Genomic DNA, 25,756 nt, shown 5'->3' with positions numbered 1-25,756 from the left:
GAACCTTGGCCGCTACGGTCTAGTCTTATGACAAGTACAAACGCATGAAGAGGAGCTCTGACCATGAAAAAAGGCATCCTGCTGTTCTGGCCGTCCTTTTTGATCGCGGCACTGGCTAGCGCCGTGTTTTTTTCCATTTTTGATCCGGCAGAACTGAAGCTGCATGGCAATGCCCTGTTTGCCGACAAGCTGTCGGCCTACTCGGTATTTTTTCTGATCAGCTGGGCATTTGGTGCCTTGAACACCGCCATTGTGCTGGTACTGGAAAAATCATCACGCGAGATTAATGGTTTTACCCCGCCCCCGCTGCAGCCGATGGATGATACGGAAGATCCACTGCGTAACTGAACCGCAGACAGACAAAAGGGCGACTGTTGTCGCCCTTGTCACTGGTGTCCAGCCTACGCTCAGGCCGACCTCTGGTACACGACAAAGTATTTGCGCACCGGCTTCACCACTTCGAATACACCGGCAAATCCAGCCGGGATCACCGCCGCTTCGCCGGGCTTCACTTCCACCACCGTCCCGGCTTCATCATGCAGGCGCACCAGCCCCTCGATCACGCAGAAGAATTCATGCTTGTTATCGGCAAAGCGAATGCGCCAGGCACCGGTCTCGCAGGCCCAGATGCCACAACTGAGCGCCTCGTCGGCGGTTTCGTAATGGGTCCAAGTGTGACGTTGCGGATTCCCGGCAAGCAGTCGATCCGGACGGGGCCGGTCGGCCACCGGCGTCACTGCTTGGGAAAAATGGGTGATGGCGGGCATGGCGGCTTATTTCCTGCAAACGAAAAGCGTCATTATCACCGCAGCTGCCCGGTGGGACCAGACTCGCCCAGTTGCTGCGCCATGCGGTGCAGCATCAGCTTGCTCAGCAGCCAGTGCACTGGCAATACCAGCGCCAGATACAACCAGCCACCCCAGTGATGTGGCCGTACCCAGGTTTCAACTTGCAGGCGACTGCCGTCGGCCTCGGGGCTGACTGACAGCAGAATGCGAAAATCCAGATGGCTGTCATCCTCGCCCAGCACCGCCAGTTGCGGGCCAAGGTGCATGATGCGAAACATGCCGATATGGCCGCCCGGTTGCAAGCATAAGGTTCCGGCCTGCTGCATCGGACCGGTCTTGAGGCCAAAGCGCGCCACCAGCCGGTTACGCCATGCCATCAGGGTGTCCGCCCAGCCTGGTGCCGCACTGGAGAAGGCGGTCAGCAGCTGTTCTGCGCCCAGCTCGGCCCTGCGGCAGTATTCCTGATGCATGTCGCGAAACGGATAATGCGCAGCCTGAGGCAAGGAGTCCGACATGGAGAGGCTTCCAGAACGAAAAGCTGATTATCCTGCCGTCTGTGCCAGTTACTCCATGCCTGAAACTACCTAGTGCCCAAAGAAAAACCGGCCACATGGGCCGGTCTTTTATACCGTTACAGGCTTAGTCAAAGTGCAGTTGACCATTACGCGCTTCCACCATGATGGTGGCCTTGGGCGGGTATTTGCCAGCCAGAATACTCTTGGCCAGCGGGTTTTCCAGCTCGTTCTGGATGGCACGCTTGAGCGGACGCGCACCATACACCGGATCGAAGCCAGCCTCGGACAACAAGGACAAGGCCTCTTCGCTGATTTGCAGATTCAGCTCCAGCTTGGCCAGCCTGCTTTCCAGACCCTTGAGCTGGATGCGCGCAATGGCCTTGATGTTCTTCTCGTCCAGGCCGTGGAACACCACCACTTCGTCGATGCGGTTGATGAACTCCGGACGGAAATGGGTTTTCACCTCTGCCATCACTGCCAGCTTGATCACCTGGTAGTCATCGGTGGCCATGGCCTGGATTTGCTGGCTGCCCATATTCGAGGTCATCACCACCACGGTATTCTTGAAGTCCACGGTACGGCCCTGGCCATCAGTCAGGCGGCCATCATCCAATACCTGCAGCAAGATGTTGAACACATCCGGATGCGCCTTTTCCACCTCGTCCAGCAGAATTACGCTGTAGGGCTTGCGGCGCACCTGCTCGGTGAGATAACCGCCCTCCTCATAACCGACATAACCGGGAGGCGCACCAATCAGCCGTGCCACCGAATGCTTCTCCATGTACTCGGACATGTCGATGCGGATCAGGTGCTCTTCACTGTCGAACATGAAACCGGCCAGGGTCTTGCACAGCTCGGTCTTGCCCACGCCAGTCGGCCCGAGGAACAGGAAGGAACCATAGGGCTTGTTGGGGTCGGCCAGGCCAGAACGTGAACGGCGGATGGCATCAGCCACCGCACGCACCGCTTCGTCCTGCCCCACCACGCGCTGGTGCAATACGTCTTCCATGCGCAGCAGTTTTTCGCGCTCACCGGTCAGCATTTTCGATACCGGAATACCCGTCGCACGGCTGATGACTTCGGCAATTTCCTCGGCCCCCACCTGCGTGCGCAGCAGGCGGTTGGGCTTGTTGTCCGTGCCGGCATCGGCCGCTTCGGCTTCACGCAGCTGGGCTTCCAGCTGCGGCAGCTTGCCGTATTGCAGTTCGGCCAGCTTCTGCCAGTCGCCCTTGCGCTTGAGGTCTTCCATGTCCACCTTGAGGCGGTCGATTTCTTCCTTGATGGTCTGGCTGCCCTGCGCAGCGGCTTTTTCAGCCTTCCAGATTTCTTCCAGGTCGGCGTATTCGCGCTGCAGGCGCTGGATTTCCTCTTCGATCAGTTGCAAACGCTTCTGGCTGGCTTCGTCGGTTTCCTTGTTCACCGCTTCACGCTCGATCTTGAGCTGAATCAGGCGACGGTCCAGCTTGTCCATGGATTCTGGCTTGGAATCCAGCTCCATCTTGATGCGGCTGGCGGCCTCGTCGATCAGGTCGATGGCCTTGTCCGGCAAGAAGCGGTCAGTGATGTAGCGGTTGGACAGCTCGGCGGCCGCCACAATGGCCGGGTCGGTAATGTCCACACCATGGTGGATTTCATACTTTTCCTGCAGGCCACGCAAAATGGCGATGGTGTCTTCCACCGTCGGCTCATTCACCAGCACCTTCTGGAAGCGGCGCTCCAGCGCAGCGTCTTTCTCGATGTACTTGCGGTATTCATCCAGCGTGGTGGCACCAATACAGTGCAGCTCGCCGCGTGCCAGTGCCGGTTTGAGCATATTGCCGGCATCCATGGCACCATCGGCCTTGCCCGCACCCACCAGGGTGTGGATTTCGTCGATGAAGATCAGCGTCTGGCCATCATCTTTGGACAGGTCGTTGAGTACGGCTTTCAGGCGCTCTTCGAATTCGCCACGGAACTTGGCACCGGCAATCAGCGCGGCCAGATCCAGCACCAGCAGGCGCTTGTTCTTCAGGCTGTCCGGCACTTCGCCGTTGACGATGCGCTGCGCCAGGCCTTCGACAATGGCGGTCTTGCCCACGCCAGGCTCGCCAATCAGCACCGGATTGTTCTTGGTACGACGCAGCAACACCTGGATGGCACGGCGGATTTCATCGTCACGGCCAATCACCGGGTCCAGCTTGCCGTTACGGGCGCGCTCGGTCAGGTCGGTGGTGTATTTCTTCAGCGCCTCGCGCTGGCTTTCCGCATCCTGACTGCCCACGGTCTGGCCGCCACGCACCGCCTGAATAGCGGCCTGGATGGCATTGTGATTACCGCCATGCTCTTTCAGCAGCCTGCCGGTTTCGCCCTTGTCCTGCGACAGGGCAGACAGAAAGGATTCGCTGGAAATATATTCATCACCCTGCTTGGTGGCGATCTTGTCGGTGACATTCAGCAGATTGCCCAGGTCGCGCGATACGGTAATTTCGCCATTGGTGCCTTGCACCTTGGGCAAGCGCTGGATGGCGCTTTTGAGTGCCAGCTTGAGGCCAGGCACATTGACACCGGCACGGGCCAGCAGGCCACCGATACCGCTGTCGTTGTCATCCATCATCACCAACAGCAGGTGTTGTGCCTCGATATAGGCATTGTCTTCAGCCAGCGCCATGCTTTGTGCATCGCCCAGGGCCTGCTGGAATTTTGTGGTCAGTTTTTCGAATCTCATCAAAAGGCTCCCTCACAACAAGATTTTGATCTGTTTGCAATATTTGCTCATTGCTACACATCCTGCCCGACCAGAAAATGCAGCTGTATTGTCCCTGATATGGTGGCAGTTCTGGCCGCCACAAGTCGTGGTATGCAGTTTTCTCATGGCTTTACCCACAATAGCCATAAATAGAAAAAGCCGGATATCCAATCCGGCTTTTTATACGGAAAATGGCTGATTGTCAGGTCCTGAAGGCGCGTACCTCTTCCTTTAGCGAATCGGCCAGTCCTGCCATATGGCGGGCGGTTTCGGCAGAGCGTTCGGCAGCCTGGTTGCTGGTTTCCGCCTGGCTGGCCACAGAGCTCACCCGCTCGGCCATCTGTTCGACAATGCCGCGCTGCTGTGACAGTTCGCGGTTGATCCGCTGCACCACTTCCATGGCACGGCGCGAGTCCTCCACGATGGAGCCGATGGCCTGCCGCGCCGCCGAGGTAATGGCTGCACCTTCAGATGCCTGCACCACGGACTGGCGCATGGATTTGACCGCAGCATCGGTCGCATCTTGAATTTTGCTGATCATGCCGCTGATTTCCTGGGTAGAAACGCTGGTGCGCTCGGCGAGCTTGCGCACTTCGTCTGCCACGACGGCAAAACCTCGTCCCATCTCCCCCGCACGCGCAGCCTCGATGGCCGCATTCAGCGCCAGCAGATTGGTCTGATCGGCAATATCGTGGATCACGTTGACGATGACAGTAATCTGCTTGGCACTACTTTCCAGCGTTGTCAGGCTGTTGGCAGCCTCGGCCAGCGTGGCCGATATATGGCTGACGCCATCTACCGCAGCAACCAGGCTTTGGCTGCCCTCCATCGCGGCCTCGCTGGAAGCGCGGGCTGCATCGCTGGCTTCGCCAGCCACTTTTTCAATCTGCGCCACACCGGCAATCAGCATGCCGGTTTGCTCTGACATGGCTTGCGCACTGATACGCTGCTCACCGGAGCTGGACGCCGCTGCACCAGCCTTGTCGGACAGTTCCTGAGCGGCATGGTCCAGATCGACTGCATGCGAGCTGGTCCGGTTCAGTGCCTGCTGGAAACTGTCCAGCAAACCGTTCATGGCGTCGGCGACCTGCCCCACCTCGTCCTTTCGGTTGATGGCAAGGCGTTGTGTCAGATCCCGGCTATCACGAATGCTGCCCACTTCCTTCACCAGCTGCTGCACTGGTTTTGCTACCAGACGGTAGGTAAACAACAGTAGGGACAAGGCAAGAATGACCAGCAGCAAGCCAGCACCGCCAGCCAGCCACAGCAGCAACTGGCGATTTTCCTGTTGCAGTTCGCTGCGGGTTTCATTGCTGACGATCATCCAGCCCCAAGGCTTATAAGTGGCGTACGACAGCATGTGGTCTGCCGGACCGGTTTCACCGGGCAGCTTGGTGATCTGGCTACCCTGGCCGGCAGCCATCATGTTATTGGCGTAGGGTTGACCAGCGGCGTCGACGTCCTTGCTAACCGGCCTTCCAGACAGTTTTGGATGCTGTACATACTGACCGTAAGTCTTGGAGTTCTTGTCAATATCAATGATATCCACATGGCCACTCTCGCCCAGCTTGACCTTTGACAAGCGCACCAGCAAACCGGCAATCCCCTCAGTAGCACCAACGCCGACAAAGGTGGCGCCAATCACATGCTGGGCCGCGTCCTTGATCGGGCTGTAGCTGGTAATGTAATCGCGGCCATACAGATCCACCCGGCCCGCATAGTTTTCACCATTCATCAGCTGGGAATAGGCAAGACTGTTGTGATCGAGCTTGCTGCCCAGCGCACGGCCACCATCTTCTTTCAATACCGAAGTGGCAACCCGGATGAACTCATCGCCATCCCGCACGAACAGGGTTGCCACGTTGCCGGTTTTGGATGAGAAACGGTCAACAATATCATTGTTGCCATTGACCGCCGCATTGCCCAGCATCAGTGCCGGGGTGGGCGTACCAGCCACATCAATGCGGTTGGCAGGGTTCAGTGAGAATGCACCGCCGATTTCACCCAGCAGCACTTTTTCAAACTGACGGGTGGTAATTTTCAACGACTCGTTGAAAGCGTCAATCATGTTAATGGACTGGGTGAGCAATTGCGCCTGCACCTTTTCTGTCCTCTCCTGCATCACCCTGCCGGTGAACAGATACAAGGGCAACATCAGTGCCATCGCCACCACAATCATCAAAACAACCTGGGTCGTTACCAGTCGTGACCCGATGCTCATGCCTCGCTTCATCTGCTTCTACCTCCCACTGCCGCACCCGTGATACAGGATTGTTTATTTATAATTCAGCATCTTTTTGAAACACTGGCTTAATATCAGCGAACAAGCAAAATGCGCGAGAAACATGCAATTGTCAATCTGACTGCACATGCTTGCCTGTTTCCAACCAAGCAGGATTCGCGCCAATACAACTGGTGAATAGAACAGCCACTTCCTTTCGACAGCATAGTCTGCTTTCACCCGGCTGCTGCCATGCATGCTGGCATGAAAAAACCCGGCTTCAAGCCGGGTTTTTGTCGGAATACAGCGGTACTCAAGCCACCAGAATCTGCGGACTGCCCTTGCTTAAATGGCCGATGGCCCGAGCATAAGCGAAGCCAGCGCCATGGAATGCCGCCAGTACTGCATCTGCCTGCTCAGGCGCCACCGCAACCAGCAGGCCACCGCTGGTTTGCGGATCAGCCATCAAGCGTTGCTGCCAGTCGGGGATGCCGTCGGCAAACCGGATGTGCTGACCGAAACTGGCCTGGTTGCGCTCAATCGCACCTGGGCCGTAACCCTGTTCGGCAAAGGCTTGTGCCTCACGAATCACCGGTACCCGTGACATGTCCACCCGTGCCTGTAAACCGGAACCCTTGCAGATTTCCAGCAAATGCCCAAGCAGGCCGAAACCGGTGACATCGGTCAGTGCGTGCACACCGGGCATGCCGGCAAGCACGGAGCCAACTTTGTTCAATTGCGTGGTGGAGTCAATCAATGCCTGGTATCCGGCCTCATCCAGCACACCTTTTTTCATGGCCTGCGCCAGAATGCCCACACCCAGGCCCTTGCCCATGATCAGCACATCACCGTCCTGGGCATCGCAATTGCGCTTGAGCTGGTCCGGATGTACCACGCCAAGGGCAACCAGGCCATAAATCGGCTCGGGGGAGTCAATGGAATGACCACCGGCAATCGGGATACCGGCATCCGCACACACGGCCTGGCCTCCATCCAGAATGGCACGTATGGTTTCCACCGGCAGCACGTTCACCGGCATGCCGACAATGGCCAGCGCCATGATGGGCGTTGCGCCCATCGCATAGATATCAGACAGGGCATTGGTGGCGGCGATGCGGCCAAAGTCGAAGGCATCGTCAACAATCGGCATGAAAAAGTCGGTTGTTGCCACGATAGCCTGCTGGTCGTTGAGGCGGTACACCGCAGCATCGTCACTGGTTTCTGTTCCAACCAGCAGTTGGGGGAAAACCATTTTTTCTCGGGCGGTGGACAGGATGGACTCCAGCACGGAGGGAGCAATTTTGCAGCCGCAGCCACCGCCGTGGGATAATTGCGTCAGTTTGATTTCTGTCATTTGAAGGGCCACTCCCACAATGCATTTCAAGGTCGCGAAGCTATCACAGCGGGGTCAGTTTGACGAGATTATCGACGTGCGCTCACCCGCCGAATTTGCCGAAGACCACTTGCCCGGTGCCATTAATTGTCCGGTGCTGGATGATGAAGAACGCATACAGGTGGGAACGCTGTACAAGCAGGTCAGCCCGTTTGAAGCCCGCAAGCTGGGGGCGGCACTGGTGGCACGCAATATTGCCCGCCATTTGCAGGAACACTTCCATGACAAGCCCAAATCCTGGAAACCACTGATTTACTGCTGGCGTGGCGGACAACGCTCTGCCTCCATGGCCATTATTTTCAGCCAGATAGGCTGGGCAGCCCATCAACTGGAGGGTGGCTACAAAAGCTATCGCCATCAGGTGCTGGAAGATCTGGCCACCTTGCCCGAGCAACTGCAACTTAAAGTGATCTGCGGCCCTACCGGGTCGGGCAAGAGCCGACTGCTTGATGCGCTGCAGCGTACGGGCCGACAAGTGCTGGACCTGGAAGCCCTGGCGGCTCACCGTGGCTCCGTACTGGGCCGTCTGCCGGATCAGCCACAGCCATCGCAGAAATGGTTTGATAGCAAACTGCGCCAGGCCATGCAGCAACTGGATACCACACGCCCGGTATACATCGAATCCGAAAGCCGCAAGATCGGCCAGATCACCCTGCCAGACAGCCTGTTTAATCGCATGCATGCCAGTGATTGCCTGACCCTGACCATACCGCTGGCAGAGCGAGTGCGCTTCTTGCTGGAAGACTATCCGTTTTACCTGCAGCAACCCGAGCGCCTGGTGACGCAGCTGGGTTTTCTCAAAGCGGTGCATTCGCGCGAGCAGCTGCAACACTGGCAGGAAATGATAGAACGCGGGGATTTTGCCAGCTTGGTGCAAGAACTGCTGGGCCAGCATTACGACCCCCTGTACAGCCGCTCCATGAATCGCCACTACAACCGTCTTGCCCAGGCCGAACAGCTTGACCTGCAAAGCCTGACGCCAGCCGCGCTGGATGCAGTGGCCCTGCAGCTGCCCGACTGATAAGCACGCAGGCAGGCATGGCAATCCATACCGGGCTGACGGCGTTGAACCGTCAAAGCGGCCATTTCCCGGCTGATACGCAGATACCGCACAAACGAAAAGGGTAGAATACTGACCTTCTTCGCGCCTCTTTACGCACGCACGCATGAGTTCACACGCACAACTTGACTGGCTGGATGGCCAGCCAGTCTCGGTCGCATTTGGCGATGTCTATTTTTCCCGCAACAGCGGCCTGGATGAAACCCGCCATGTATTCATCCACCACAACCAGTTGCATGAACGCTTTGCAGCCCTGCCCGCCGACGGGCAATTCAGCATAGGAGAAACCGGCTTTGGCACTGGCCTTAACTTCCTATGCGCCTGGCAAGCCTTTCTGGCCCATGCACCACAAACCGCGCGGCTGCACTTCATCAGTGCAGAAAAATACCCGCTCACCCCAGCCGATCTGCAACAGGCACTGGAACTATGGCCCGAACTGGCGCGCGAAGCCGGGCTGCTACTGAAGCAGTACGACGTGCTGCCCCCAGGCTGGCACCGCTTTGTGCTGGAAAACGGACGGATTCTGCTAACCCTGCTGGTGGGCGATGTGCTGGAGGTGCTGCCCCAGCTGGATGCCCGCATTGACGCCTGGTTTCTGGATGGATTTGCGCCGTCCAGAAATCCCGACATGTGGCAACCGGCCCTGTTTGAGCAGATGGCACGCCTGTCTGCCCCTGCGGCAACTTTTGCCACCTTTACCAGCGCAGGTTTTGTCCGTCGTGGCTTGAAAGAGGCCGGCTTCAGCGTAAAGAAAGTCCCAGGACATGGCCAGAAACGGGAAATGAGTTGCGGCCAACTGGCCACCCCACCGCAACCGGCATGGACACCGCCCTGGTATGCACGGCCTGCACACCAGTCCACACGCGAGCGTAGCGCCATCGTGGTTGGTGGCGGCATTGCCGGTGCATCTACCGCCCATAGCCTGGCCATACGCGGCTGGCAGGTAACACTGATAGAGCGTATGCCGGCGCTGGCACAGGCCGCCTCCGGCAACCCGCAGGGCGTGCTGTACACCAAGCTGTCCGCCCATTTCACCCCGCTTACCCGACTGGTCTTGGCCGGATATGCCTATTCCCTGCGCCAGTTGCACCAATTACTGCCGCAGAGTGAAGAAAACTGGCAAGCCTGCGGCGTGTTGCAACTCGCCCATGACCATAAGGAAGCCGAGCGGCAGTCCATGCTGGCCAAGGCCGGCCTGCCTGACGGCCTGTTGCGACAGGTAGATCCTGCTCAAGCAAGTGAAATGGCTGGCATTGCCCTGGAAAACGGCGGACTGTTTTTCCCACAGGGCGGCTGGCTGCATCCACCCGCGCTGGTGCGCACCCTGTGCCAGCATCCCAATATCAATGTGCGTACCGCCCGCACGGTTGTGGAGCTGGACTGGAATCCGCTGGAGCAATGCTGGCTGGCCAGTGATGAGCAAGGTCCACTGGCCATGGGCAGTGCCGTCATTCTGGCCACCGCTGCGGATACCGCCGCATTTGACAGCACCAGCCATCTGCCTCTGAAGTCCATTCGGGGTCAGGTCAGTAGCGTAGCAGCCACGGCGGCCAGCAGCACACTGAAAACGGTGTTGTGCGGTGAAGGCTATGTTTCTCCCGCACGCGAACAACAACATTGCATGGGGGCGACATTCAAGTTTGATGCCGACAATCTGCAGGTGAATGATCAGGAGCATGCTGAGAATCTGGCCATGCTGGCACAACTGGCCCCCGCCTTTCATCAGGCCCTGGCGGGCAATCATGGCGACATCCCGGTAACAGGTGGCCGGGCGGCATACCGCTGCACCAGCCCTGACTACCTGCCCCTGATCGGCCCGGTAGCCGACCGGCAGCAATTTGCCGCCTGCTATCGCGAACTGTCCAATGACGCCACCTTGAAACTGGATACCGTCGCGCCCTGGATTGACGGCCTGTATGTCAATACCGCCCACGGCTCACGCGGCATGATTACCGCCCCTTTGTCTGGCGAAATCCTGGCTGCTTATCTGGACAACGAGCCCGCTCCATTACCGGTCGGACTAATGCAGGCGGTGCATCCTGGCCGTTTCATGTTGCGCCAGTTGGTGCGCAAACAGAGATAAGCGAAGCTTGCGCAGCCGCCTGCTCTACAGCCTGGCGGATATCATCCGGGATGGCTACCGCGACCCCGGCCTGGTAGTCCACCCAAACCAGCGTCACATCGGCATAGGCATACACGGTGTCCGGATCGCCCTGACGATAAAAGTGATGGCGTAGCTGCAGGCTGCTGCGGCCCAGCTTCTCCAGTTCGATGGTGATTTCCACCGTGGCCGGGTAGGTAAGCTGCTTGCGGAAAGTACAGGACGTACTGGCCAATACCGGGCCAGTGCTCTGCGGATTGATGCCATGCCCCAATGCCTCCAGCCAGTTCAGGCGAATCTGCTCCAGATAGCGAAAGTAGTAGGTGTTGTTCAGATGGCCGACTGCATCCATATCCCCCCAGCGCATGGTGATGGACTGGCGATCAATGACGGGATAAGACTTCTCCAAGGCTTCACTCCTTACGTAAACGTCATGCTGTACTGCATCATAACGCTGCCCGTCATACGCCGTCACAAAAAAACAATGTAATCATGCTACTGCTACGCGCCAGTGCTCTCGATAATCAGACGTCCATGTGGCGTTGTCATGATGTTGCATGGACAAACTGCCAGCCGGAAAGTCGGATTCCCCCTGCACTCATCCGGCTGACAGTTCCTGAGCGAAGGTGCAAGCTGGAGCCCCGCCCCCCCAAGGCCGGGGCTCATTTTTTTACCTGCTGCCGCCATGGCCATCGGCCTGCCGCGCCGCAGGTGCACCTCCAAATGCCAAGAGCCGCAATTGCGGCTCTTTAGTGCTGCTGACTCCCCCGGCCTCTACATCACCAGCTTGGCCCCGACAATCGCCAGCATGATTGCCAGCGCAGGACGCAGCCAGGAATCGGTCAACCGGCGTGTCAATTTGCTACCCAGCCAGATACCCGGCAGTGAGCCCATCAGCAGATTCAGCAACAGCATGTAATTAAGATTACCCATGCTGGCATGGCCCAACCCTGCTACCAGGGTAAGCGGAACAGCATGAGCGATTTCAGTGCCAACCAGCCGGGTGGTCGGCAACGCCGGATACAGCACAAACAGCGCCAGCGTACCAAGCGCACCGGCCCCAATCGAGCTTAGGGTCACCAGCACGCCCAGCCCCACGCCAATCAGCACGGTTGGCAGCGGTTTAAGCACGAATTCCACCGGCGGATGACCATGCGGGTTGATCAGCTTGATCAGTTTGGGCTTGAGCAGAATGGAAGCAGCCGTCAATAGCAGGGCAAAACCCAGCACCAGCTTGAATACCGAATCCAGCACATGAGTGGACAGATGTAGCCAGGACAACAGCCCAAGCGTCAGCAGCGAAGCCGGTACGCTGCCGATGGCCAGCCAGCCGGTCAGCTTCCAGTCCACATGTTTTTGCTTGTTGTGGACAAACACACCACCAGCCTTGGTAATGGCTGCGTATAGCAGGTCGGTACCCACTGCAGTGGATGGCGCAATGCCAAACCAAAGCAAAATCGGGGTCATCAGGGAGCCACCCCCTACCCCAGTCAGTCCAACGATGAAGCCCACCACCAGACCAGCCACTGCGTATCCCAACTCCATGACAGCTCCAGACTAAGTTCTGGCGCTATCCTACTGCACTCGACATATAACAAACTAGATTGTTTGATTTACTCGATATTCGATAAAAATCTATACCGCATCGCAGCAGTATTCCACGGGAAATCAAGAGGCAAATCTGCTACAAATAACCATACGTGGTGACAACTATAGCGGCAATCACACAACATTTTGCGGATTGCATGACATTTCATGCTTTACAAATGTTTGAAATACAGTCAAGTTTTAATGGTTGGCACAACCGACCGCATGTGTAGTAGTACCCCAATCAGGAGGTGCAAGGATGATTTCCCGTATTCCTCTCAGCGTCCGCCGCAAGCAGGCGCGTGATCAGCATGAAAGTTTTCTGTATGCCGTGGCCAAGCCACAGCTGAGCGATACCGAACGCTGCCGGCAGCAAAAAGTCCGCCAGCGTGCCCATGACCGTGACGATGCCCGCTTCATGGCCGAACGCAGCGAGGACGATCTGTTCTAGCATCCGCATTTCCCCCCACACTCCAGCAAAGCGCCAGCCTCATGGCGCTTCCAGTCATTTCTGTCGTCTGAAATCACCGCATCGCTCCCACAAAGCAGGCTGCCATCGCGCAGCCGCATCCGTTTTTACAGTTTCTTTATCCTTCCGCTCCGCTTTTTAGCAGGTTTTTGATAGCCAATTGCTTACCTTTTACTGGCACATAACGTCCATCAAAGGAAACGCAAATGGATTTGGTCTATCTGGGGCTGATTCTGGGCTTTGCCGCACTGACACTGGCTTTTGTCCGGATTTGCCAGCACGCGGAGGGCAAACAGCCATGAACCTGTTCTATCTGATCAGCGCTGCACTGGCGCTGGGCCTGCTGGCCTACCTGTTGTACGCCTTGTTTAAACCGGAGCACTTCTGACATGAGCACACCTGCCATTCTCCAACTGGGTTTGTTCCTGCTGGTTTTGCTGGCACTGGCCTGGCCTTTGGGCGGCTATATTACCCGCATCATGCAGGGCGAAAACCCTGGACCGGTCCGTTTCGTGGCACCGCTGGAACGGCTGATCTACCGCCTGGCCGGTATCCGCCAGGATGAGGACATGGGCTGGCGTGGCTATGCCATCGCCCTGCTGGTGTTCAACTTGCTGGGGATACTGGCGGTCTATGGGCTGCAACGGCTGCAAGGCATGCTGCCGTTCAATCCGCAGGCCATGACTGCCGTCTCACCTGACTCAGCGTTCAATACCGCCATTTCCTTTGTCACCAATACCAACTGGCAGGGCTATGGTGGTGAAAGTAACATGAGCTACCTCACCCAGATGCTGGGCCTGACGGTGCAGAACTTCCTGTCAGCCGCTACCGGTGTGGCGGTAGTCATCGCCTTGATACGCGGCTTTTGCCGTCACAGCGCAGCCAGCATCGGTAATTTCTGGGTGGATGTCACCCGCTTTACCCTGTATGTACTGGCACCGCTGTCGCTGGTGCTGGCGCTGGCCCTGACCCAACAGGGCGTGATTCAGAACCTGCTGCCCTACCAGACCGCCACCACGGTGGAAGCCACCCATTTCCAGCAGGCCAAGCTGGATACCAAAGGCAATCCGGTCACTGGCCTGGACAGCAAACCGGTGATGGTGGATGCCAGCACCCGGCAACAGACGCTGCCGATGGGGCCGGTGGCTTCGCAAGAAGCAATCAAGATGCTGGGCACCAATGGTGGCGGTTTCTTCAATGCCAACTCGGCACACCCGTTTGAAAACCCCACACCGCTAGCCAACTTGCTGCAGGAGCTGGCCATCTTCCTGATTCCGGCTGCCTTGTGCTTTGTCTTTGGCCGCATGGTGGGTGATCGCCGCCAAAGCTGGGCCATCCTTGCCGCCATGCTAGTGATGTTTGTTGTTGCGGTCGTGGTGGAAACCAGTGCCGAGCAGACGGGTATTCCGCAACTGAGCACCATGGGAGTGGATCAGCAGGCCAGCAGCCTGCAGGCGGGCGGCAATATGGAGGGCAAGGAAAGCCGCTTCGGCATCATCGACACCGCGCTGTTTACCGTCATCACCACCTCGGCATCCTGCGGCGCGGTCAATGCCATGCACGATTCGCTTACGCCTATCGGCGGCCTGGTGCCCACCTTCCTGATGCAGTTGGGTGAAGTGGTATTTGGTGGCGTGGGGTCCGGCCTGTACGGCATGCTGATCTTTGCCATTTTGGCGGTATTCATTGCCGGCCTGATGGTGGGACGCACACCGGAATATCTGGGCAAGAAGATTGAAACCCATGAAATGAAGATGACGGCCATCACCATTCTGGTGACGCCCGTACTGGTGCTGGTGCTAACGGCCATTGCCGTCAGCCTTGACCCAGGCAAGGCCGGGATTGCCAACCCCGGTGCTCACGGTTTCAGTGAAATCCTCTACGCCTTCACCTCGGCTGCCAACAATAACGGCAGCGCCTTTGCCGGTCTGTCCGCCAATACGCCCTTCTACAACATCATGACTGCCATCGCCATGTTCTTTGGCCGTTTCCTGATGATTGTGCCGATTCTGGCCATTGCCGGTTCGCTGTCCGCCAAAAAGCGCCTGACCGTCACCAGCGGCACCCTGCCCACCCACGGCCCGCTGTTCGTGGTGCTGCTGATCGGTACGGTCCTGCTAGTAGGCGCGCTCAACTATGTTCCGGCGCTGGCGCTGGGACCGGTGGTGGAACAACTGCAAATGCTGAGCGGACATTAATCCTGACCGTCAAGACGCAATCAGGAGCAAGGAAAACGAAAATGAACGATCGCAATCATTCTCATGTTTCTGCCATGGCAGAACACACTGGTGGCCAACAGGCCAAGACAGGCAAGGGCATGTTTGACCCGGCCCTGCTCAAGCCGGCCATCATCGACTCTTTCAAAAAGCTGTCGCCACGCACCCAATGGCGCAACCCGGTGATGTTTGTGGTGTACGTCGGCAGCATCCTCACCACCGCCCTATGGCTTCAGTCGCTGGCTGGCACGGGTGAGGCTGCCCCCGGTTTCATCCTGGCCATTACCCTGTGGCTGTGGTTTACCGTGTTGTTTGCCAACTTTGCCGAAGCACTGGCCGAAGGCCGCAGCAAGGCACAGGCTGCCAGCCTGCGCTCGGCCAAGAAAAACGTGGTGGCCAAGAAGCTGTCTGCCCCACAGCGCGATGCAGGCATCAGCATTGTGGATGGCCACAGCCTGAAAAAAGGCGACATCGTACTGGTGGAAGCCGGTGATGTGATTCCAGTGGATGGCGAAGTGCTGGAAGGCGTGGCCTCAGTGGACGAATCGGCCATTACCGGCGAATCCGCCCCGGTGATCCGCGAATCCGGCGGGGACTTCTCCTCGGTCACCGGCGGCACCCGCGTGCTGTCGGACTGGATTGTGGTGAAGATTACCGCCAATCCGGGCGAAACCTTTCTTGACCGCATGATTGCCATGGTGGAAGGTGCCAAGCGCCAGAAAACCCCCAACGAAATCGCCCTCACCATCCTGCTGGTGGCACTGACCATCGTGTTCCTGATCGTTACCGTCACCCTGCTGCCCTACTCGCTGTTCAGCGTGGAAGCCGCCAAGGCGGGCTCGCCCATCAGCATCACCACGCTGGTGGCGCTGCTGGTGTGCCTGATTCCCACCACCATCGGCGGCTTGCTGTCGGCCATTGGCGTGGCGGGCATGAGCCGCATGATGGGGGCCAATGTGATTGCCACCTCTGGCCGTGCCGTGGAAGCGGCTGGCGACGTGGACGTGCTGTTGTTGGACAAGACCGGCACCATCACCCTGGGCAACCGTCAGGCATCGGCCTTTATTCCGGCGCCGGGCGTCAGCGAACAGCAACTGGCCGATGCCGCCCAGCTGGCCTCGCTGGCCGATGAAACGCCGGAAGGCCGTTCCATTGTGGTATTGGCCAAGCAGAAATTTGCCCTGCGCGAACGCGAACTGGCCAGCCACGAAGCCAGCTTCATTCCGTTTACCGCGCAAACCCGCATGAGCGGTATCGACTACGATGGCCGCGAGATCCGCAAAGGGGCCATCGACGCCATCCGCCGTCATATCGCCGCGCAAGGCGGTGAATTCCCCGAAGCCCTGGGCAAGAGCGCCGATGAAGTGGCCCGCCGTGGCTCTACCCCGCTACTGGTGGCCGAAGGCAAGCGCGCGTTGGGGGTGATCGAACTGAAAGATATTGTGAAAGGCGGCATCAAGGAGCGCTTTGCCGAGCTGCGCCAGATGGGCATCAAAACCATCATGATCACCGGGGACAACCCGCTGACCGCCGCCGCCATTGCCGCCGAGGCCGGGGTGGACGACTTTCTGGCCGAAGCCACACCGGAAGCCAAGCTCAAGCTAATCCGCAGCCATCAGGCCGAAGGCAAGCTGGTGGCCATGACCGGCGACGGCACCAACGACGCCCCGGCGCTGGCCCAGGCTGATGTGGCGGTAGCGATGAATACCGGCACCCAGGCAGCAAAAGAGGCGGGCAATATGGTGGATCTGGACTCCAACCCCACCAAGCTGATCGAGATCGTGGAAATCGGCAAACAAATGCTGATGACCCGTGGCTCGCTCACCACCTTCTCGATTGCCAATGACGTAGCCAAGTATTTCGCCATTATCCCGGCGGCCTTTGCCAGCACCTATCCGCAGCTGAATGCCTTGAACGTGATGGGCCTGAACAGCCCGGCCTCAGCCATCATGTCCGCCGTGGTATTCAACGCACTGATCATCGTGTTTTTGATTCCGCTGGCACTCAAAGGGGTGAAATACCACGCCAAGAGTGCTGCCCAACTGCTACGCGGCAACCTGCTGGTCTACGGCCTGGGCGGTCTGCTGCTGCCCTTTGCCGGTATCAAGCTGATCGACATGCTGCTGGGCAGCACCGGACTGGTATGAACCGGCCGCCACAAACAAGGATATCCATCATGAGCAAGATTCTGAGACCTGCCCTGGTACTGTTTGCCGCCCTGTCGCTACTAACCGGCCTGGCCTACCCGCTGCTGACCACGGCACTGGCGCAGGCACTGTTTCCGCAGCAGGCCAATGGCAGCCTGATCGAAAACAAAGGCCAGCTCATCGGCTCCCGCCTGATCGGCCAAAGCTTCAGCAGCATGCGCTACTTCTGGGGTCGCCCGTCCGCCACCAGCCCGCAAGCCTATAATGCCGGCAACTCTGGCGGCGCCAACCTCGGCCCCACCAACCCGGCCCAGCGCGATGCGGTCAAGGCCAATATCGAACGGCTGCGCAAGGCGCATCCGGACCAGAGCGGTACCATACCGGTTGATCTGGTCACCGCTTCGGCCAGCGGGCTGGACCCGGACATCTCACTGGCTGCCGCCTACTATCAGCTGGAGCGTGTGGCGCGCGCACGTGGCATGCCGCTGGCACGCCTGCACCAACTGGTGGATGATCACGCCATCGGCGAAACCTTTGGCCTGCTGGGTGAACCCCGTGTCAACGTGCTGGAACTGAACCTGGCGCTGGATGCAGTGAAGTAAGCCCGACGCCAGCTTGATCGGCGGCAACGGCCAGGCCGGTGCCGCCCCGGTGCCGCCCCTGTACCGCCGCACGCAATAATGGACCAAACATGACGGATACCCGCCCCGATCCCGATGCCCTGCTGGATGAACTGAAACAGGAAGAACTGGCCGCCCGCCGTGGCCGCCTGAAAATCTTCTTTGGTGCCTGTGCCGGGGTGGGCAAAACCTATGCCATGCTCAGCGCCGCCCGTCAGCGCCAGCTAGAAGGCTGCCAGGTACTGGTGGGCGTGGTGGAAACCCATGGCCGCAAGGAAACCGAAGCCCAGCTACAGGGACTGGAAGTACTGCCCCCCACCCAGATCGAATACAAGGGCCGTAGTTTGGCCGAGTTTGATCTGGACAGCGCACTGGCACGGCAGCCCGAACTGATCCTGATGGACGAATTTGCCCACTCCAACGTCCCTGGCTCGCGCCACAGCAAACGCTGGCAGGATGTGGAAGAACTGCTGACCGCCGGTATCGATGTCTACACCACGCTGAATGTGCAGCATCTGGAAAGCCTGAACGATGTGGTGGGCCAGATCACCGGCATCGTGGTGCGCGAAACCCTGCCCGATCACGTGTTCGATCAGGCAGCAGAAGTGGCACTGGTGGACTTGCCGCCAGACGAACTGCTGGCCCGACTGGCAGCCGGCAAGGTGTATCTGGCCCAGCAGGCCGAACGCGCGGTCAAAAACTTCTTCCGCAAGGGCAATCTGCTGGCGCTGCGCGAACTGGCCCTGCGTCGTACCGCCGACCGGGTGGATGCCCAAATGCGCGCCTACCGTGCCGACCAGTCCATCAAGCCGGTGTGGCATGCCCGCGAACGCCTGCTGATTTGCGTGGGACATGGCCCAGGAACGGAAAAACTGGTACGCAGCGGCAAGCGGCTGGCTGCCAGCCTGGATGCCGACTGGATTGCCGTATTCGTGGAGACCCCCGCGCTGCAACGGCTGCCGGAACACAAACGCGTCCGCATCATGAAGGGACTGAAACTGGCGCAGGAGCTGGGCGCGGAAACCACCGTGCTGGGGGGCAGCGATCTGGCCTCCACCCTGCTGGCCTATGCCCGCAGCCGCAATGTTTCCAAGCTGGTGGTGGGTAAATCATCGGCCAGCAAGCTGCGCCGCATCATGCAACGGCCTTTGCTGGAGCAACTGACACGGCACGCCCATGATGTGGATGTCTATGTGGTTTCGCATGAGCTGGGCGACGAAACACCCGCCCGGCCCGATGGCTTCAACAGCCTGCTGTTTGGTGAAGCCAGCCGACAAAAGCAGGGGCATGGCTATCTGGCCGCCGTCCTGGCCTGCCTGCTGACCACCGGCCTGGTCAGCTTGCTGACGCCCTTTTTCGACCTGTCCAATGTGGTGATGCTGTACCTGCTGGCCGTGGTGCTGGTTGCCGTCCGTTTTGGCCGTGGCCCGGGGGTGCTGGCATCCTTGCTCGCGGTAGCCACTTTCGACTTTTTCTTTGTGCCACCGCGTTTATCGCTGTCTGTTTCCGATACCCAGTACCTGCTGACCTTTGCCGTGATGTTTGCCGTGGCGCTGATCATCAGCCAGTTGGCTGCCCGGCTGCGCTTTGAGGCCACCATCGCCACCTATCGCGAACGCCGTACCCGCGCCCTGTACGAACTGGGCCGCGAGCTGGCTGGCGCACTCACTGCTAACCAGATCATCGACATCGCGGTCAGCCGCTTGCAACCGCTGTTCAATGCCAGCATCGTGCTGTTCACCCCAGACAGCCAAGAGCAGCTGCACGCCGAAAACGACAGCACGGCACAGGCGGATCTGGGGGTCGCCCAATGGGTATACGACAAACAACAGGCGGCAGGCCTGGGCACCCAAACCCTGCCGGCCAACGCCATGCTGTATCTGCCGCTGAAAGCCCCGATGCGCAATCGCGGCGTACTGGCCGTACTGCCCGAACAACTGGATCAGGTTTTCCTGCCCGAACAGCAACGCCTGCTGGAAACCTGTGCCGCACAAATCGCCCTGGCGCTAGAACGGGTGCACTACGTTGAAGTAGCGCAGGATGCCATCGTCGCCATGGAGTCTGAACGGCTGCGTAACAGCGTGCTGTCGGTTATCTCGCACGACTTGCGCACTCCGCTCACCACCCTGGTGGGCCTGTCCAGCTTGCTGGCTGAAGGTCAGGTTGATGCAGCCAGGCAGGCCGACATCGCCCAGTCCATCCAGGAAGAATCACTGCGCATGAATCATCTGGTGACCAATCTGCTGGATATGGCCAGACTGCAATCCGGGATAAAGCTGAACCGCGAATGGCAGTTGCTGGACGATGTGGTAGGCAGCGCAGTACGTGCTTGCCAGCGCACGCTGCAAGGACATGCGCTGCAGTTGCAACTGGCGGATGAGCTGCCAGTACTGGAGTACGATGCCGTGCTGATTGAGCGGGTGCTGGTTAATCTGCTGGAAAATGCTGCCAAATATACCCCACCCGCCAGCCAGATCACGCTCAAGGCCGATACTCAGGGCGCTACAATACGCGTTTGCGTGCAAGATGACGGCCCCGGCCTGCCAAGCGGGCTGGAACAGAAGCTGTTCGACAAGTTCAGTCGGGGCAATAGCGAGTCCACCACCCCGGGCGTGGGCTTGGGCCTGGCCATCTGCCGCAGCATTGTCGAAGCCCATGGCGGCAGCATAGCGGCCAGCAACCGTCAGCCCCACGGGGCGCAATTCTGCTTCACCCTGCCCGTCAGCCCCATGCCGGCCTTGCCCGGCGAAGAGGATATCAAGCCATGAGTGAAACCCCTGTCAAGCTGGTGGTCATCGAAGACGAAAAGCCGATCCGCCGCTTTCTGGCATCGGCACTGGATGGCGACAACTGGATGATCCACGAGGCCGATACCGGCAAACAAGGCCTGATTGAAGTGGCCACCCGCAAGCCGGACCTGGTGATTCTGGACCTGGGCCTGCCGGACATGAACGGTATCGACGTCATCCGCCAGCTGCGCGAGTGGACCGACCTGCCCATCCTGGTGCTGTCCGCCCGCACCCAGGAAACAGAAAAGGTACTGGCACTGGATGCCGGTGCTGACGACTACCTGACCAAACCGTTTGGCGTGGCCGAATGCATGGCGCGCATCCGCGTGCTGCTGCGCCGACGTGGCAATGGCAGTGCCGCCCCGGCCCAATCCTTTGCCTTTGGCGACATCAAGGTCGATCTGGTGGCACGCAGCGTGTACAAGGGCGAGGCCACGGTACACCTCACCCCTATCGAATACCGTCTGCTCACCACGCTGATCCGCAATGCCGGCAAGGTCATCACTCATCGCGAACTGCTACTGGCGGTGTGGGGGCCTTCCTTTTCCGAACACAACCAGTACCTGCGCGTTTACATGGGACACTTGCGGCAAAAGCTGGAAGACAACCCCGCCATGCCGCAGCACATCGTGACTGAAACCGGCGTCGGTTACCGGTTGCTGGAAGCCTGACCCCCGCCGCACACCACCACCGGCCACACTGGCCGGCCCACCTCTCCCGCACCGCTGGCAGACTATTGGCATACGCCGCTGCCTGGTCATTGCCGATCAACATGGACAGCCATGCAGCCCAGTGACAGATCAGCCATTTCCTAATGCAAGAATCAGAATTCGGCTATTTCTGGCCAATTTAACGAATTTGTAGACTTCTCTCCCTGCTGCCCTTGCGCTGCCAGCCCCCGGCAGCTCCAGGCGGCATTTCACCGGGAGAGAACGTGAAACGCTTTGCCATTGCCGGCATCCAGATGTCGGTTTCTGCTTTTGAAGAAAACATCACCCGCATGGGGCATTACCTGGCCCATGTCAAACACCGCTTTCCCTGGGTCGACATGGTGTTGTTCTCCGAACTGGCTGCGTTCGGCCCCAACCCGCTGCTGGCCCAAACCCTGCCCGGCGCCGCCGAAGAACGGCTGTGCCAGCTGGCTGCCCGTCATGGCCTGTGGCTGATACCCGGCTCGCTGTTTGAACAGCGTGATGGCCAGATCTTCAACACCAGCCCGGTGATCAATCCGCAGGGCGAGGTAGTCGCCCGCTTCAGCAAGCTGTTTCCCTTCCTGCCCTACGAAAAAGGCATCAGTGCCGGCGACCGCTTTGTGGTGTTCGATGTGCCCGGTGCTGGCCGCTTCGGCATTTCCATCTGCTACGACATGTGTTTTCCGGAAACCACCCGCACCCTGGCCGCCATGGGTGCCGAGGTCATCCTGCATCCCACCATGACCGACACCATCGACCGCGAGGTGGAGCTGGCCATTGCCCGCAGTGCCGCCGCCACCAACCAGCTGTACTTCTTCGACATCAACGGCGTGGGCGATGGCGGCACAGGCCGCTCCATCGTGGTGGACCCCTCCGGTTATGTCATGCACCAGGCCGGATCGGGTGCGGAAATCATTCCGGTGGAAATCGACTTCGACAAGGTACGTCGCGAACGCGAACGCGGCCTGCGCGGGCTGGGACAGCCACTGAAAAGCTTCCGCGACCGCCGCTGTGAATTTGCCGTCTACCAGCGCGACAGCGGGCTGGACAGCTACCTGTACCAACTGGGACCGCTGCGCAAACCGGAAGACCAGGACCACGCCGAACTATCCGGCCCCGGTGGCCCGGTTTCCGCCGCCGCAGAGGCCACGGCTGATGATGTGCAGCCGCCGCAGGACCAGTAATGCATTACCGCACGCTGCTCCGCCACTGCTGGCAGTACTGGCTGCAAGCCGCCCGCCGCTACTGCCACTGGCCAGTCACAGCAACAACACCACCGCGAGCCGCTCAGGGAGAGCACCCCATGCAAAAAGTCAGCAATATTTCCGATCTGCGCCTGCTGTTTCACCGTAACGAGCGGCCGATTTATTTCATCAGCGCCACCAACTTCAATCTGCTGGGCATCGACCAGTGGGTCAGCCGTTTTCAATACATCAATTACATTGATTGTTTCGATGGCCGCCATCCCAATGTGTTTGTGCCGCCAGAGCTGCCACACGAGCCGTTTCAGTCAATCGAAGACATCAACAACTACCTGCTGCAGCACAAGGACGTGGTAGACCATATCGAGCGTGCTGGTGGCCGCCCGGTGGCGGTGTTCCTGATGTTCGATGAAGAAACCGAACGGCTGTGCGCCGAGCTGGGCATCGAACTGTGGTTTCCCAGCGCCGCCCTGCGCGCCCGCTGCGACAACAAGATGGAAACCGTACGCATCGGCAACAAGGCGGGGGTGCCGTCGGTCCCCAATGCCCTGTGCAAGGTAGACAGCTATGCCCATCTGCGCGAGATTGCCGACGCGCACCAACTGGGCGAGCAACTGGTGGTGCAAACCGCCTTTGGCGACTCTGGCCACACCACCTTCTTCATTGCCAGCGCAGCCGATTTCGAACGTCATGCCGAGGAAATCATCCGCGACCCGGAAGTCAAGATCATGAAGCGCATCAACTGCCGGGGTGCCACGCTGGAAGCCTGTGCCACCCGCAGCGGCACCCTGTTGGGGCCCTTGCTGACCGAAGTGGTGGGCGAAGCAGAACTCACCCCGTATCGCGGCGGCTGGTGTGGCAATGAAATCTTCCCCGGTGCCTTCAGCGAAGAAGTGCGTGCCAAGGCGCGTGACATGGCCAGCCGCTTTGGCCAGCAACTGATGGCCGAAGGCTATCGCGGCTATTTCGATCTGGATTTCCTGATCGACCAGGACAGCGGCGAGGTATATCTGGGCGAGCTCAATCCACGCATCTGCGGTGCCAGCCCGATGACCAACCACGCCGCCTTTGCTTATGCCGACGTGCCGCTTTTCCTGTTCCACCTGCTGGAGTTTTCCGGCATCGATTATGAGTTGGACGTGGAGGAGCTGAACACGCGCTGGGCCAATCCGGCCTTCATCGACAGCTGGAGCCAGCTGGTGATCAAACACACCGCCAGCAATGTCGACATCATCACCCATGCGCCCGCCAGCGGCATTTATCGCATGGCGGAAGACGGCTCGGTGTCCTATCACCGGTTTGATTACCAGCGCCAGGACATCGCCACCGAAAACGAAGCCTTCTTCCTGCGTATCAGCGGCCCTGGCGACTACCGTTACGAAGGCGCAGATCTGGGCATTCTCATCACCCGGGGCCGTGCCATGTGCGATGACTTCAGCCTCAACCAGCGCGCCCGCCACTGGATTGCCGGCATCAAGAAATACTACGCCGCCAAGCCGGTGATGGCGGTACACGAGGAAAGCGTCCCCGCCCCCGGCAATTTCAAGATTCTGTAACTCCCGCCACCTGTGGCCAGCACCTGGCGTGCTGGCCACCCATCCGGTACCACGCATGCGCTGTACATTCGAAGCGATCCGGGAAGACACGCCCGGCCCACGCTGGCAATCACTGTTTCAACAACGCTGGCCTGCCTATCAGCAATGGTTTTTGCGCGATGGATACCGCGCCCGCTCATCTTTCCTGGCGGGACGGCGTGCCTTGCGACAGCACATGCCGGAACTGACCGGCCTGTACGCCACACTGTGCGAACTGGCTGGTGGCGGCGACCTGGAAGCCCGCTTTCTGGCGCAGTGGTGTCCCCCTTCCTACATCTCCGGCTGCGCCCAGGCCATCTGGCTGGATCCAAGCGGACAGGAAGGCCCGCTATTGGCCCGTAACTACGATTACGCACCCGGCCTGCTGGAAGGAATCTGACTGTCCAGCAGTTGGCTGGGCCGCCGGGTACTGGCCATGAGCGACTGCCTGTGGGGGGTGCTGGATGGCATCAACGAAGATGGCCTGGCGATTTCGCTCTCCTTTGGTGGCCGTACCGCAGTGGGCGAAGGCTTTGGCATTCCGCTGGTCATGCGCTATGTGCTGGAAACAGCCGCCAATACCGCCCAAGCCATCGCCATCTTGCAGCGCCTGCCCGTCCACATGACTTACAGCATCAGCCTGCTGGATCGGCACTGCCAATGGGCCACCGTATTTGTTGCCCCGGACCGCGCCACCGAAGTGGTATATCAACCCGCAGTGGCCAATCACCAGCATGGCGTGGAGTGGCTGGCCCATGCCCGCGCCACCCTGTCGGAAGAGCGCGAATGGATGCTCAGCCAAAGCGTGCGCAAGGCGGGGCATGCCGACGAAGTATTGCGCACCCTGCTGCGCCCGCCACTGTTCCAGACCGCGTATGGGCGCGGCTATGGCACCTTGTACACGGCGGCCTACCACCCGCAAACCCTGATGGCAGAACTACTATGGCCGGACATGCGCTGGTCCCAGCACTGCCTGGCTCCGGAGCCAGGCTTGCTGCATGTCAGGTTTGATGCCAATCACCTGACATGACCGTAGCCAGACCATGGCAACTGGCGGCAGGCCGTTGTGTCTGGCAATACAAACAGCTGAAAAATTCTGTTAAAAAATGGCATGAAACCTCCATGTCATAAATTGGTAACATTAGACAAACCTCAGCTGTGGCACACTTAGCACGGTTTAACCATTATCAGTCACTGTTATCAGTTATGGTTTACACCGCCTGATCCGTCGTCTCAGCAAGGAATGCCACCATGAATGCCGCCAAGAAAATCCGCCGATTCATTGAAGAAAACCAGGACCCGGAACAAGTCCGGGTACTCAAGGATCTGGCTGCAGCGCTGGAAATGGGGCGTCCGTTTGACCTTGGCAGCCTGTACCAGATCGATATGCGCTACTTTGAAGTGGCGCTGGATCTGCTGAAAGACTGGCGCTTCGATCACCATATTGCCGCCCGCAGCAAGCTGCTGGAACAACTGTTGACCGAAATTGCCCCCGACCTGCGTGTGGATGCCAGCGCCGATACCACCACTAGCACACAGGTGGAACCGGTCAGCACAGAGACAGATAGCAATACAGCCGCTCCGGCAGCCACTGAAGACAGCAAGCCCGCAGCCAGCCGACGCAGCAGCAAGGCCAGCGCCAAACAGGCCTGAGCCT

22 protein-coding genes are annotated in these 25,756 nt (G+C 59.2%); 15 read left to right on the top strand and 7 right to left on the bottom strand.

What is annotated here, in order from left to right; translation table 11 throughout:
- Positions 1 to 63: 63 nt before the first annotated feature.
- The gene (locus ACODR9_RS13965; RefSeq protein ID WP_488809998.1) at positions 64 to 348 is read left to right on the top strand and encodes a hypothetical protein; all 285 of its coding nucleotides are present in this window, start codon (positions 64 to 66) and stop codon (positions 346 to 348) included.
- Positions 349 to 407: 59 nt separating this feature from the next.
- Here ACODR9_RS13965 and ACODR9_RS13960 read toward each other — a convergent pair whose 3' ends face one another.
- The 5 genes from ACODR9_RS13960 to selD form a co-directional block, all read right to left on the bottom strand.
- Entirely contained in the window at positions 408 to 767 is a 360-nt protein-coding gene (locus ACODR9_RS13960; RefSeq protein WP_488809996.1) for a cupin domain-containing protein, read from the bottom strand.
- 35 nt (positions 768 to 802) lie between these two features.
- Positions 803 to 1,303: a DUF2867 domain-containing protein gene (locus ACODR9_RS13955; protein ID WP_488809994.1), complete on the bottom strand. Its 501-nt coding sequence runs from the start codon at positions 1,301 to 1,303 to the stop codon at positions 803 to 805.
- 124 nt (positions 1,304 to 1,427) lie between these two features.
- The gene (gene clpB, locus ACODR9_RS13950) at positions 1,428 to 4,007 is read right to left on the bottom strand and encodes an ATP-dependent chaperone ClpB (RefSeq protein ID WP_488809992.1); all 2,580 of its coding nucleotides are present in this window, start codon (positions 4,005 to 4,007) and stop codon (positions 1,428 to 1,430) included.
- Positions 4,008 to 4,230: 223 nt separating this feature from the next.
- Positions 4,231 to 6,249: a methyl-accepting chemotaxis protein gene (locus tag ACODR9_RS13945; protein WP_488809991.1), complete on the bottom strand. Its 2,019-nt coding sequence runs from the start codon at positions 6,247 to 6,249 to the stop codon at positions 4,231 to 4,233.
- A 313-nt stretch (positions 6,250 to 6,562) separates the two neighbouring features.
- Entirely contained in the window at positions 6,563 to 7,603 is a 1,041-nt protein-coding gene (selD, locus tag ACODR9_RS13940) for a selenide, water dikinase SelD (protein WP_488809989.1), read from the bottom strand.
- 19 nt (positions 7,604 to 7,622) lie between these two features.
- On the opposite strand from selD, the gene mnmH reads away from it, so the two are divergent.
- On the top strand, positions 7,623 to 8,663 hold the full coding sequence (gene mnmH / locus ACODR9_RS13935) for a tRNA 2-selenouridine(34) synthase MnmH (RefSeq protein WP_488809988.1): 1,041 nt from the start codon (positions 7,623 to 7,625) through the stop codon (positions 8,661 to 8,663).
- Between the two features lie 145 nt (positions 8,664 to 8,808).
- On the top strand, positions 8,809 to 10,785 hold the full coding sequence (gene mnmC, locus ACODR9_RS13930; protein ID WP_488809987.1) for a bifunctional tRNA (5-methylaminomethyl-2-thiouridine)(34)-methyltransferase MnmC2/FAD-dependent 5-carboxymethylaminomethyl-2-thiouridine(34) oxidoreductase MnmC1: 1,977 nt from the start codon (positions 8,809 to 8,811) through the stop codon (positions 10,783 to 10,785).
- On the opposite strand, the gene ACODR9_RS13925 is transcribed toward mnmC, so the two are convergent.
- Together ACODR9_RS13925 and ACODR9_RS13920 are read right to left on the bottom strand one after the other, a co-directional pair.
- Complete coding sequence (locus ACODR9_RS13925; protein WP_488809986.1) at positions 10,751 to 11,212, bottom strand: acyl-CoA thioesterase; 462 nt, start codon at positions 11,210 to 11,212, stop codon at positions 10,751 to 10,753. The genes mnmC and ACODR9_RS13925 overlap by 35 nt on opposite strands.
- A 365-nt stretch (positions 11,213 to 11,577) precedes the next feature.
- Complete coding sequence (locus ACODR9_RS13920) at positions 11,578 to 12,348, bottom strand: sulfite exporter TauE/SafE family protein (RefSeq protein WP_488809985.1); 771 nt, start codon at positions 12,346 to 12,348, stop codon at positions 11,578 to 11,580.
- A 301-nt stretch (positions 12,349 to 12,649) separates the two neighbouring features.
- On the opposite strand from ACODR9_RS13920, the gene ACODR9_RS13915 reads away from it, so the two are divergent.
- From ACODR9_RS13915 to ACODR9_RS13860, 12 genes are all read left to right on the top strand, one after another.
- Entirely contained in the window at positions 12,650 to 12,841 is a 192-nt protein-coding gene (locus tag ACODR9_RS13915; RefSeq protein WP_059285177.1) for a hypothetical protein, read from the top strand.
- A gap of 316 nt (positions 12,842 to 13,157) precedes the next feature.
- The gene (gene kdpF / locus ACODR9_RS13910) at positions 13,158 to 13,247 is read left to right on the top strand and encodes a K(+)-transporting ATPase subunit F (protein ID WP_488809984.1); all 90 of its coding nucleotides are present in this window, start codon (positions 13,158 to 13,160) and stop codon (positions 13,245 to 13,247) included.
- Position 13,248: 1 nt separating this feature from the next.
- Positions 13,249 to 15,057, top strand: coding sequence for a potassium-transporting ATPase subunit KdpA (kdpA, locus tag ACODR9_RS13905; protein ID WP_488809983.1), 1,809 nt, complete (start codon positions 13,249 to 13,251; stop codon positions 15,055 to 15,057).
- A 41-nt stretch (positions 15,058 to 15,098) separates the two neighbouring features.
- Positions 15,099 to 17,222 (top strand): potassium-transporting ATPase subunit KdpB, encoded by a 2,124-nt coding sequence (gene kdpB / locus ACODR9_RS13900; RefSeq protein ID WP_488809982.1) that lies wholly within the window; start codon positions 15,099 to 15,101, stop codon positions 17,220 to 17,222.
- A 29-nt stretch (positions 17,223 to 17,251) separates the two neighbouring features.
- Positions 17,252 to 17,824 (top strand): potassium-transporting ATPase subunit KdpC, encoded by a 573-nt coding sequence (kdpC, locus tag ACODR9_RS13895; protein WP_488809980.1) that lies wholly within the window; start codon positions 17,252 to 17,254, stop codon positions 17,822 to 17,824.
- Positions 17,825 to 17,913: 89 nt separating this feature from the next.
- The gene (locus ACODR9_RS13890; protein WP_488809979.1) at positions 17,914 to 20,610 is read left to right on the top strand and encodes a DUF4118 domain-containing protein; all 2,697 of its coding nucleotides are present in this window, start codon (positions 17,914 to 17,916) and stop codon (positions 20,608 to 20,610) included.
- Positions 20,607 to 21,302, top strand: a complete 696-nt coding sequence (kdpE, locus tag ACODR9_RS13885; RefSeq protein ID WP_488809978.1) for a two-component system response regulator KdpE — start codon at positions 20,607 to 20,609, stop codon at positions 21,300 to 21,302. The genes ACODR9_RS13890 and kdpE overlap by 4 nt, the downstream gene beginning before the upstream one ends.
- 263 nt (positions 21,303 to 21,565) lie before the next feature.
- A complete protein-coding gene (locus ACODR9_RS13880) occupies positions 21,566 to 22,507 on the top strand; it encodes a carbon-nitrogen hydrolase family protein (protein ID WP_488809977.1) in 942 nt (313 codons plus the stop codon).
- Positions 22,508 to 22,626: 119 nt separating this feature from the next.
- Entirely contained in the window at positions 22,627 to 24,081 is a 1,455-nt protein-coding gene (locus tag ACODR9_RS13875) for a biotin carboxylase (RefSeq protein WP_488809976.1), read from the top strand.
- A 55-nt stretch (positions 24,082 to 24,136) separates the two neighbouring features.
- Positions 24,137 to 24,499 (top strand): hypothetical protein, encoded by a 363-nt coding sequence (locus tag ACODR9_RS13870; protein WP_488809975.1) that lies wholly within the window; start codon positions 24,137 to 24,139, stop codon positions 24,497 to 24,499.
- A 36-nt stretch (positions 24,500 to 24,535) separates the two neighbouring features.
- Positions 24,536 to 25,129 (top strand): C45 family autoproteolytic acyltransferase/hydrolase, encoded by a 594-nt coding sequence (locus tag ACODR9_RS13865; protein WP_488809973.1) that lies wholly within the window; start codon positions 24,536 to 24,538, stop codon positions 25,127 to 25,129.
- 221 nt (positions 25,130 to 25,350) lie between these two features.
- Positions 25,351 to 25,752 (top strand): hypothetical protein, encoded by a 402-nt coding sequence (locus ACODR9_RS13860; protein WP_488809971.1) that lies wholly within the window; start codon positions 25,351 to 25,353, stop codon positions 25,750 to 25,752.
- Positions 25,753 to 25,756 lie beyond the last annotated feature (4 nt).

It is taken from the genome of Aquitalea sp. FG25 (genome assembly GCF_057809375.1).
Note: the sequence above shows the minus strand (reverse complement) of the source record. Positions and strands in the feature narration are given on the sequence as shown.

Excerpts from the sequence above, each read along its gene's own strand:
- ACODR9_RS13965 (WP_488809998.1), top strand. The coding sequence starts at position 64 with ATGAAAAAAGGCATCCTGCTGTTCTGGCCGTCCTTTTTGATCGCGGCA.
- ACODR9_RS13960 (WP_488809996.1), bottom strand. The coding sequence starts at position 767 with ATGCCCGCCATCACCCATTTTTCCCAAGCAGTGACGCCGGTGGCCGAC.
- ACODR9_RS13955 (WP_488809994.1), bottom strand. The coding sequence starts at position 1,303 with ATGTCGGACTCCTTGCCTCAGGCTGCGCATTATCCGTTTCGCGACATG.
- clpB (WP_488809992.1), bottom strand. The coding sequence starts at position 4,007 with ATGAGATTCGAAAAACTGACCACAAAATTCCAGCAGGCCCTGGGCGAT.
- ACODR9_RS13945 (WP_488809991.1), bottom strand. The coding sequence starts at position 6,249 with ATGAGCATCGGGTCACGACTGGTAACGACCCAGGTTGTTTTGATGATT.
- selD (WP_488809989.1), bottom strand. The coding sequence starts at position 7,603 with ATGACAGAAATCAAACTGACGCAATTATCCCACGGCGGTGGCTGCGGC.
- mnmH (WP_488809988.1), top strand. The coding sequence starts at position 7,623 with ATGCATTTCAAGGTCGCGAAGCTATCACAGCGGGGTCAGTTTGACGAG.
- mnmC (WP_488809987.1), top strand. The coding sequence starts at position 8,809 with ATGAGTTCACACGCACAACTTGACTGGCTGGATGGCCAGCCAGTCTCG.
- ACODR9_RS13920 (WP_488809985.1), bottom strand. The coding sequence starts at position 12,348 with ATGGAGTTGGGATACGCAGTGGCTGGTCTGGTGGTGGGCTTCATCGTT.
- ACODR9_RS13915 (WP_059285177.1), top strand. The coding sequence starts at position 12,650 with ATGATTTCCCGTATTCCTCTCAGCGTCCGCCGCAAGCAGGCGCGTGAT.
- kdpF (WP_488809984.1), top strand. The coding sequence starts at position 13,158 with ATGAACCTGTTCTATCTGATCAGCGCTGCACTGGCGCTGGGCCTGCTG.
- kdpA (WP_488809983.1), top strand. The coding sequence starts at position 13,249 with ATGAGCACACCTGCCATTCTCCAACTGGGTTTGTTCCTGCTGGTTTTG.
- kdpB (WP_488809982.1), top strand. The coding sequence starts at position 15,099 with ATGAACGATCGCAATCATTCTCATGTTTCTGCCATGGCAGAACACACT.
- kdpC (WP_488809980.1), top strand. The coding sequence starts at position 17,252 with ATGAGCAAGATTCTGAGACCTGCCCTGGTACTGTTTGCCGCCCTGTCG.
- ACODR9_RS13890 (WP_488809979.1), top strand. The coding sequence starts at position 17,914 with ATGACGGATACCCGCCCCGATCCCGATGCCCTGCTGGATGAACTGAAA.
- kdpE (WP_488809978.1), top strand. The coding sequence starts at position 20,607 with ATGAGTGAAACCCCTGTCAAGCTGGTGGTCATCGAAGACGAAAAGCCG.
- ACODR9_RS13875 (WP_488809976.1), top strand. The coding sequence starts at position 22,627 with ATGCAAAAAGTCAGCAATATTTCCGATCTGCGCCTGCTGTTTCACCGT.
- ACODR9_RS13870 (WP_488809975.1), top strand. The coding sequence starts at position 24,137 with ATGCGCTGTACATTCGAAGCGATCCGGGAAGACACGCCCGGCCCACGC.
- ACODR9_RS13865 (WP_488809973.1), top strand. The coding sequence starts at position 24,536 with ATGAGCGACTGCCTGTGGGGGGTGCTGGATGGCATCAACGAAGATGGC.
- ACODR9_RS13860 (WP_488809971.1), top strand. The coding sequence starts at position 25,351 with ATGAATGCCGCCAAGAAAATCCGCCGATTCATTGAAGAAAACCAGGAC.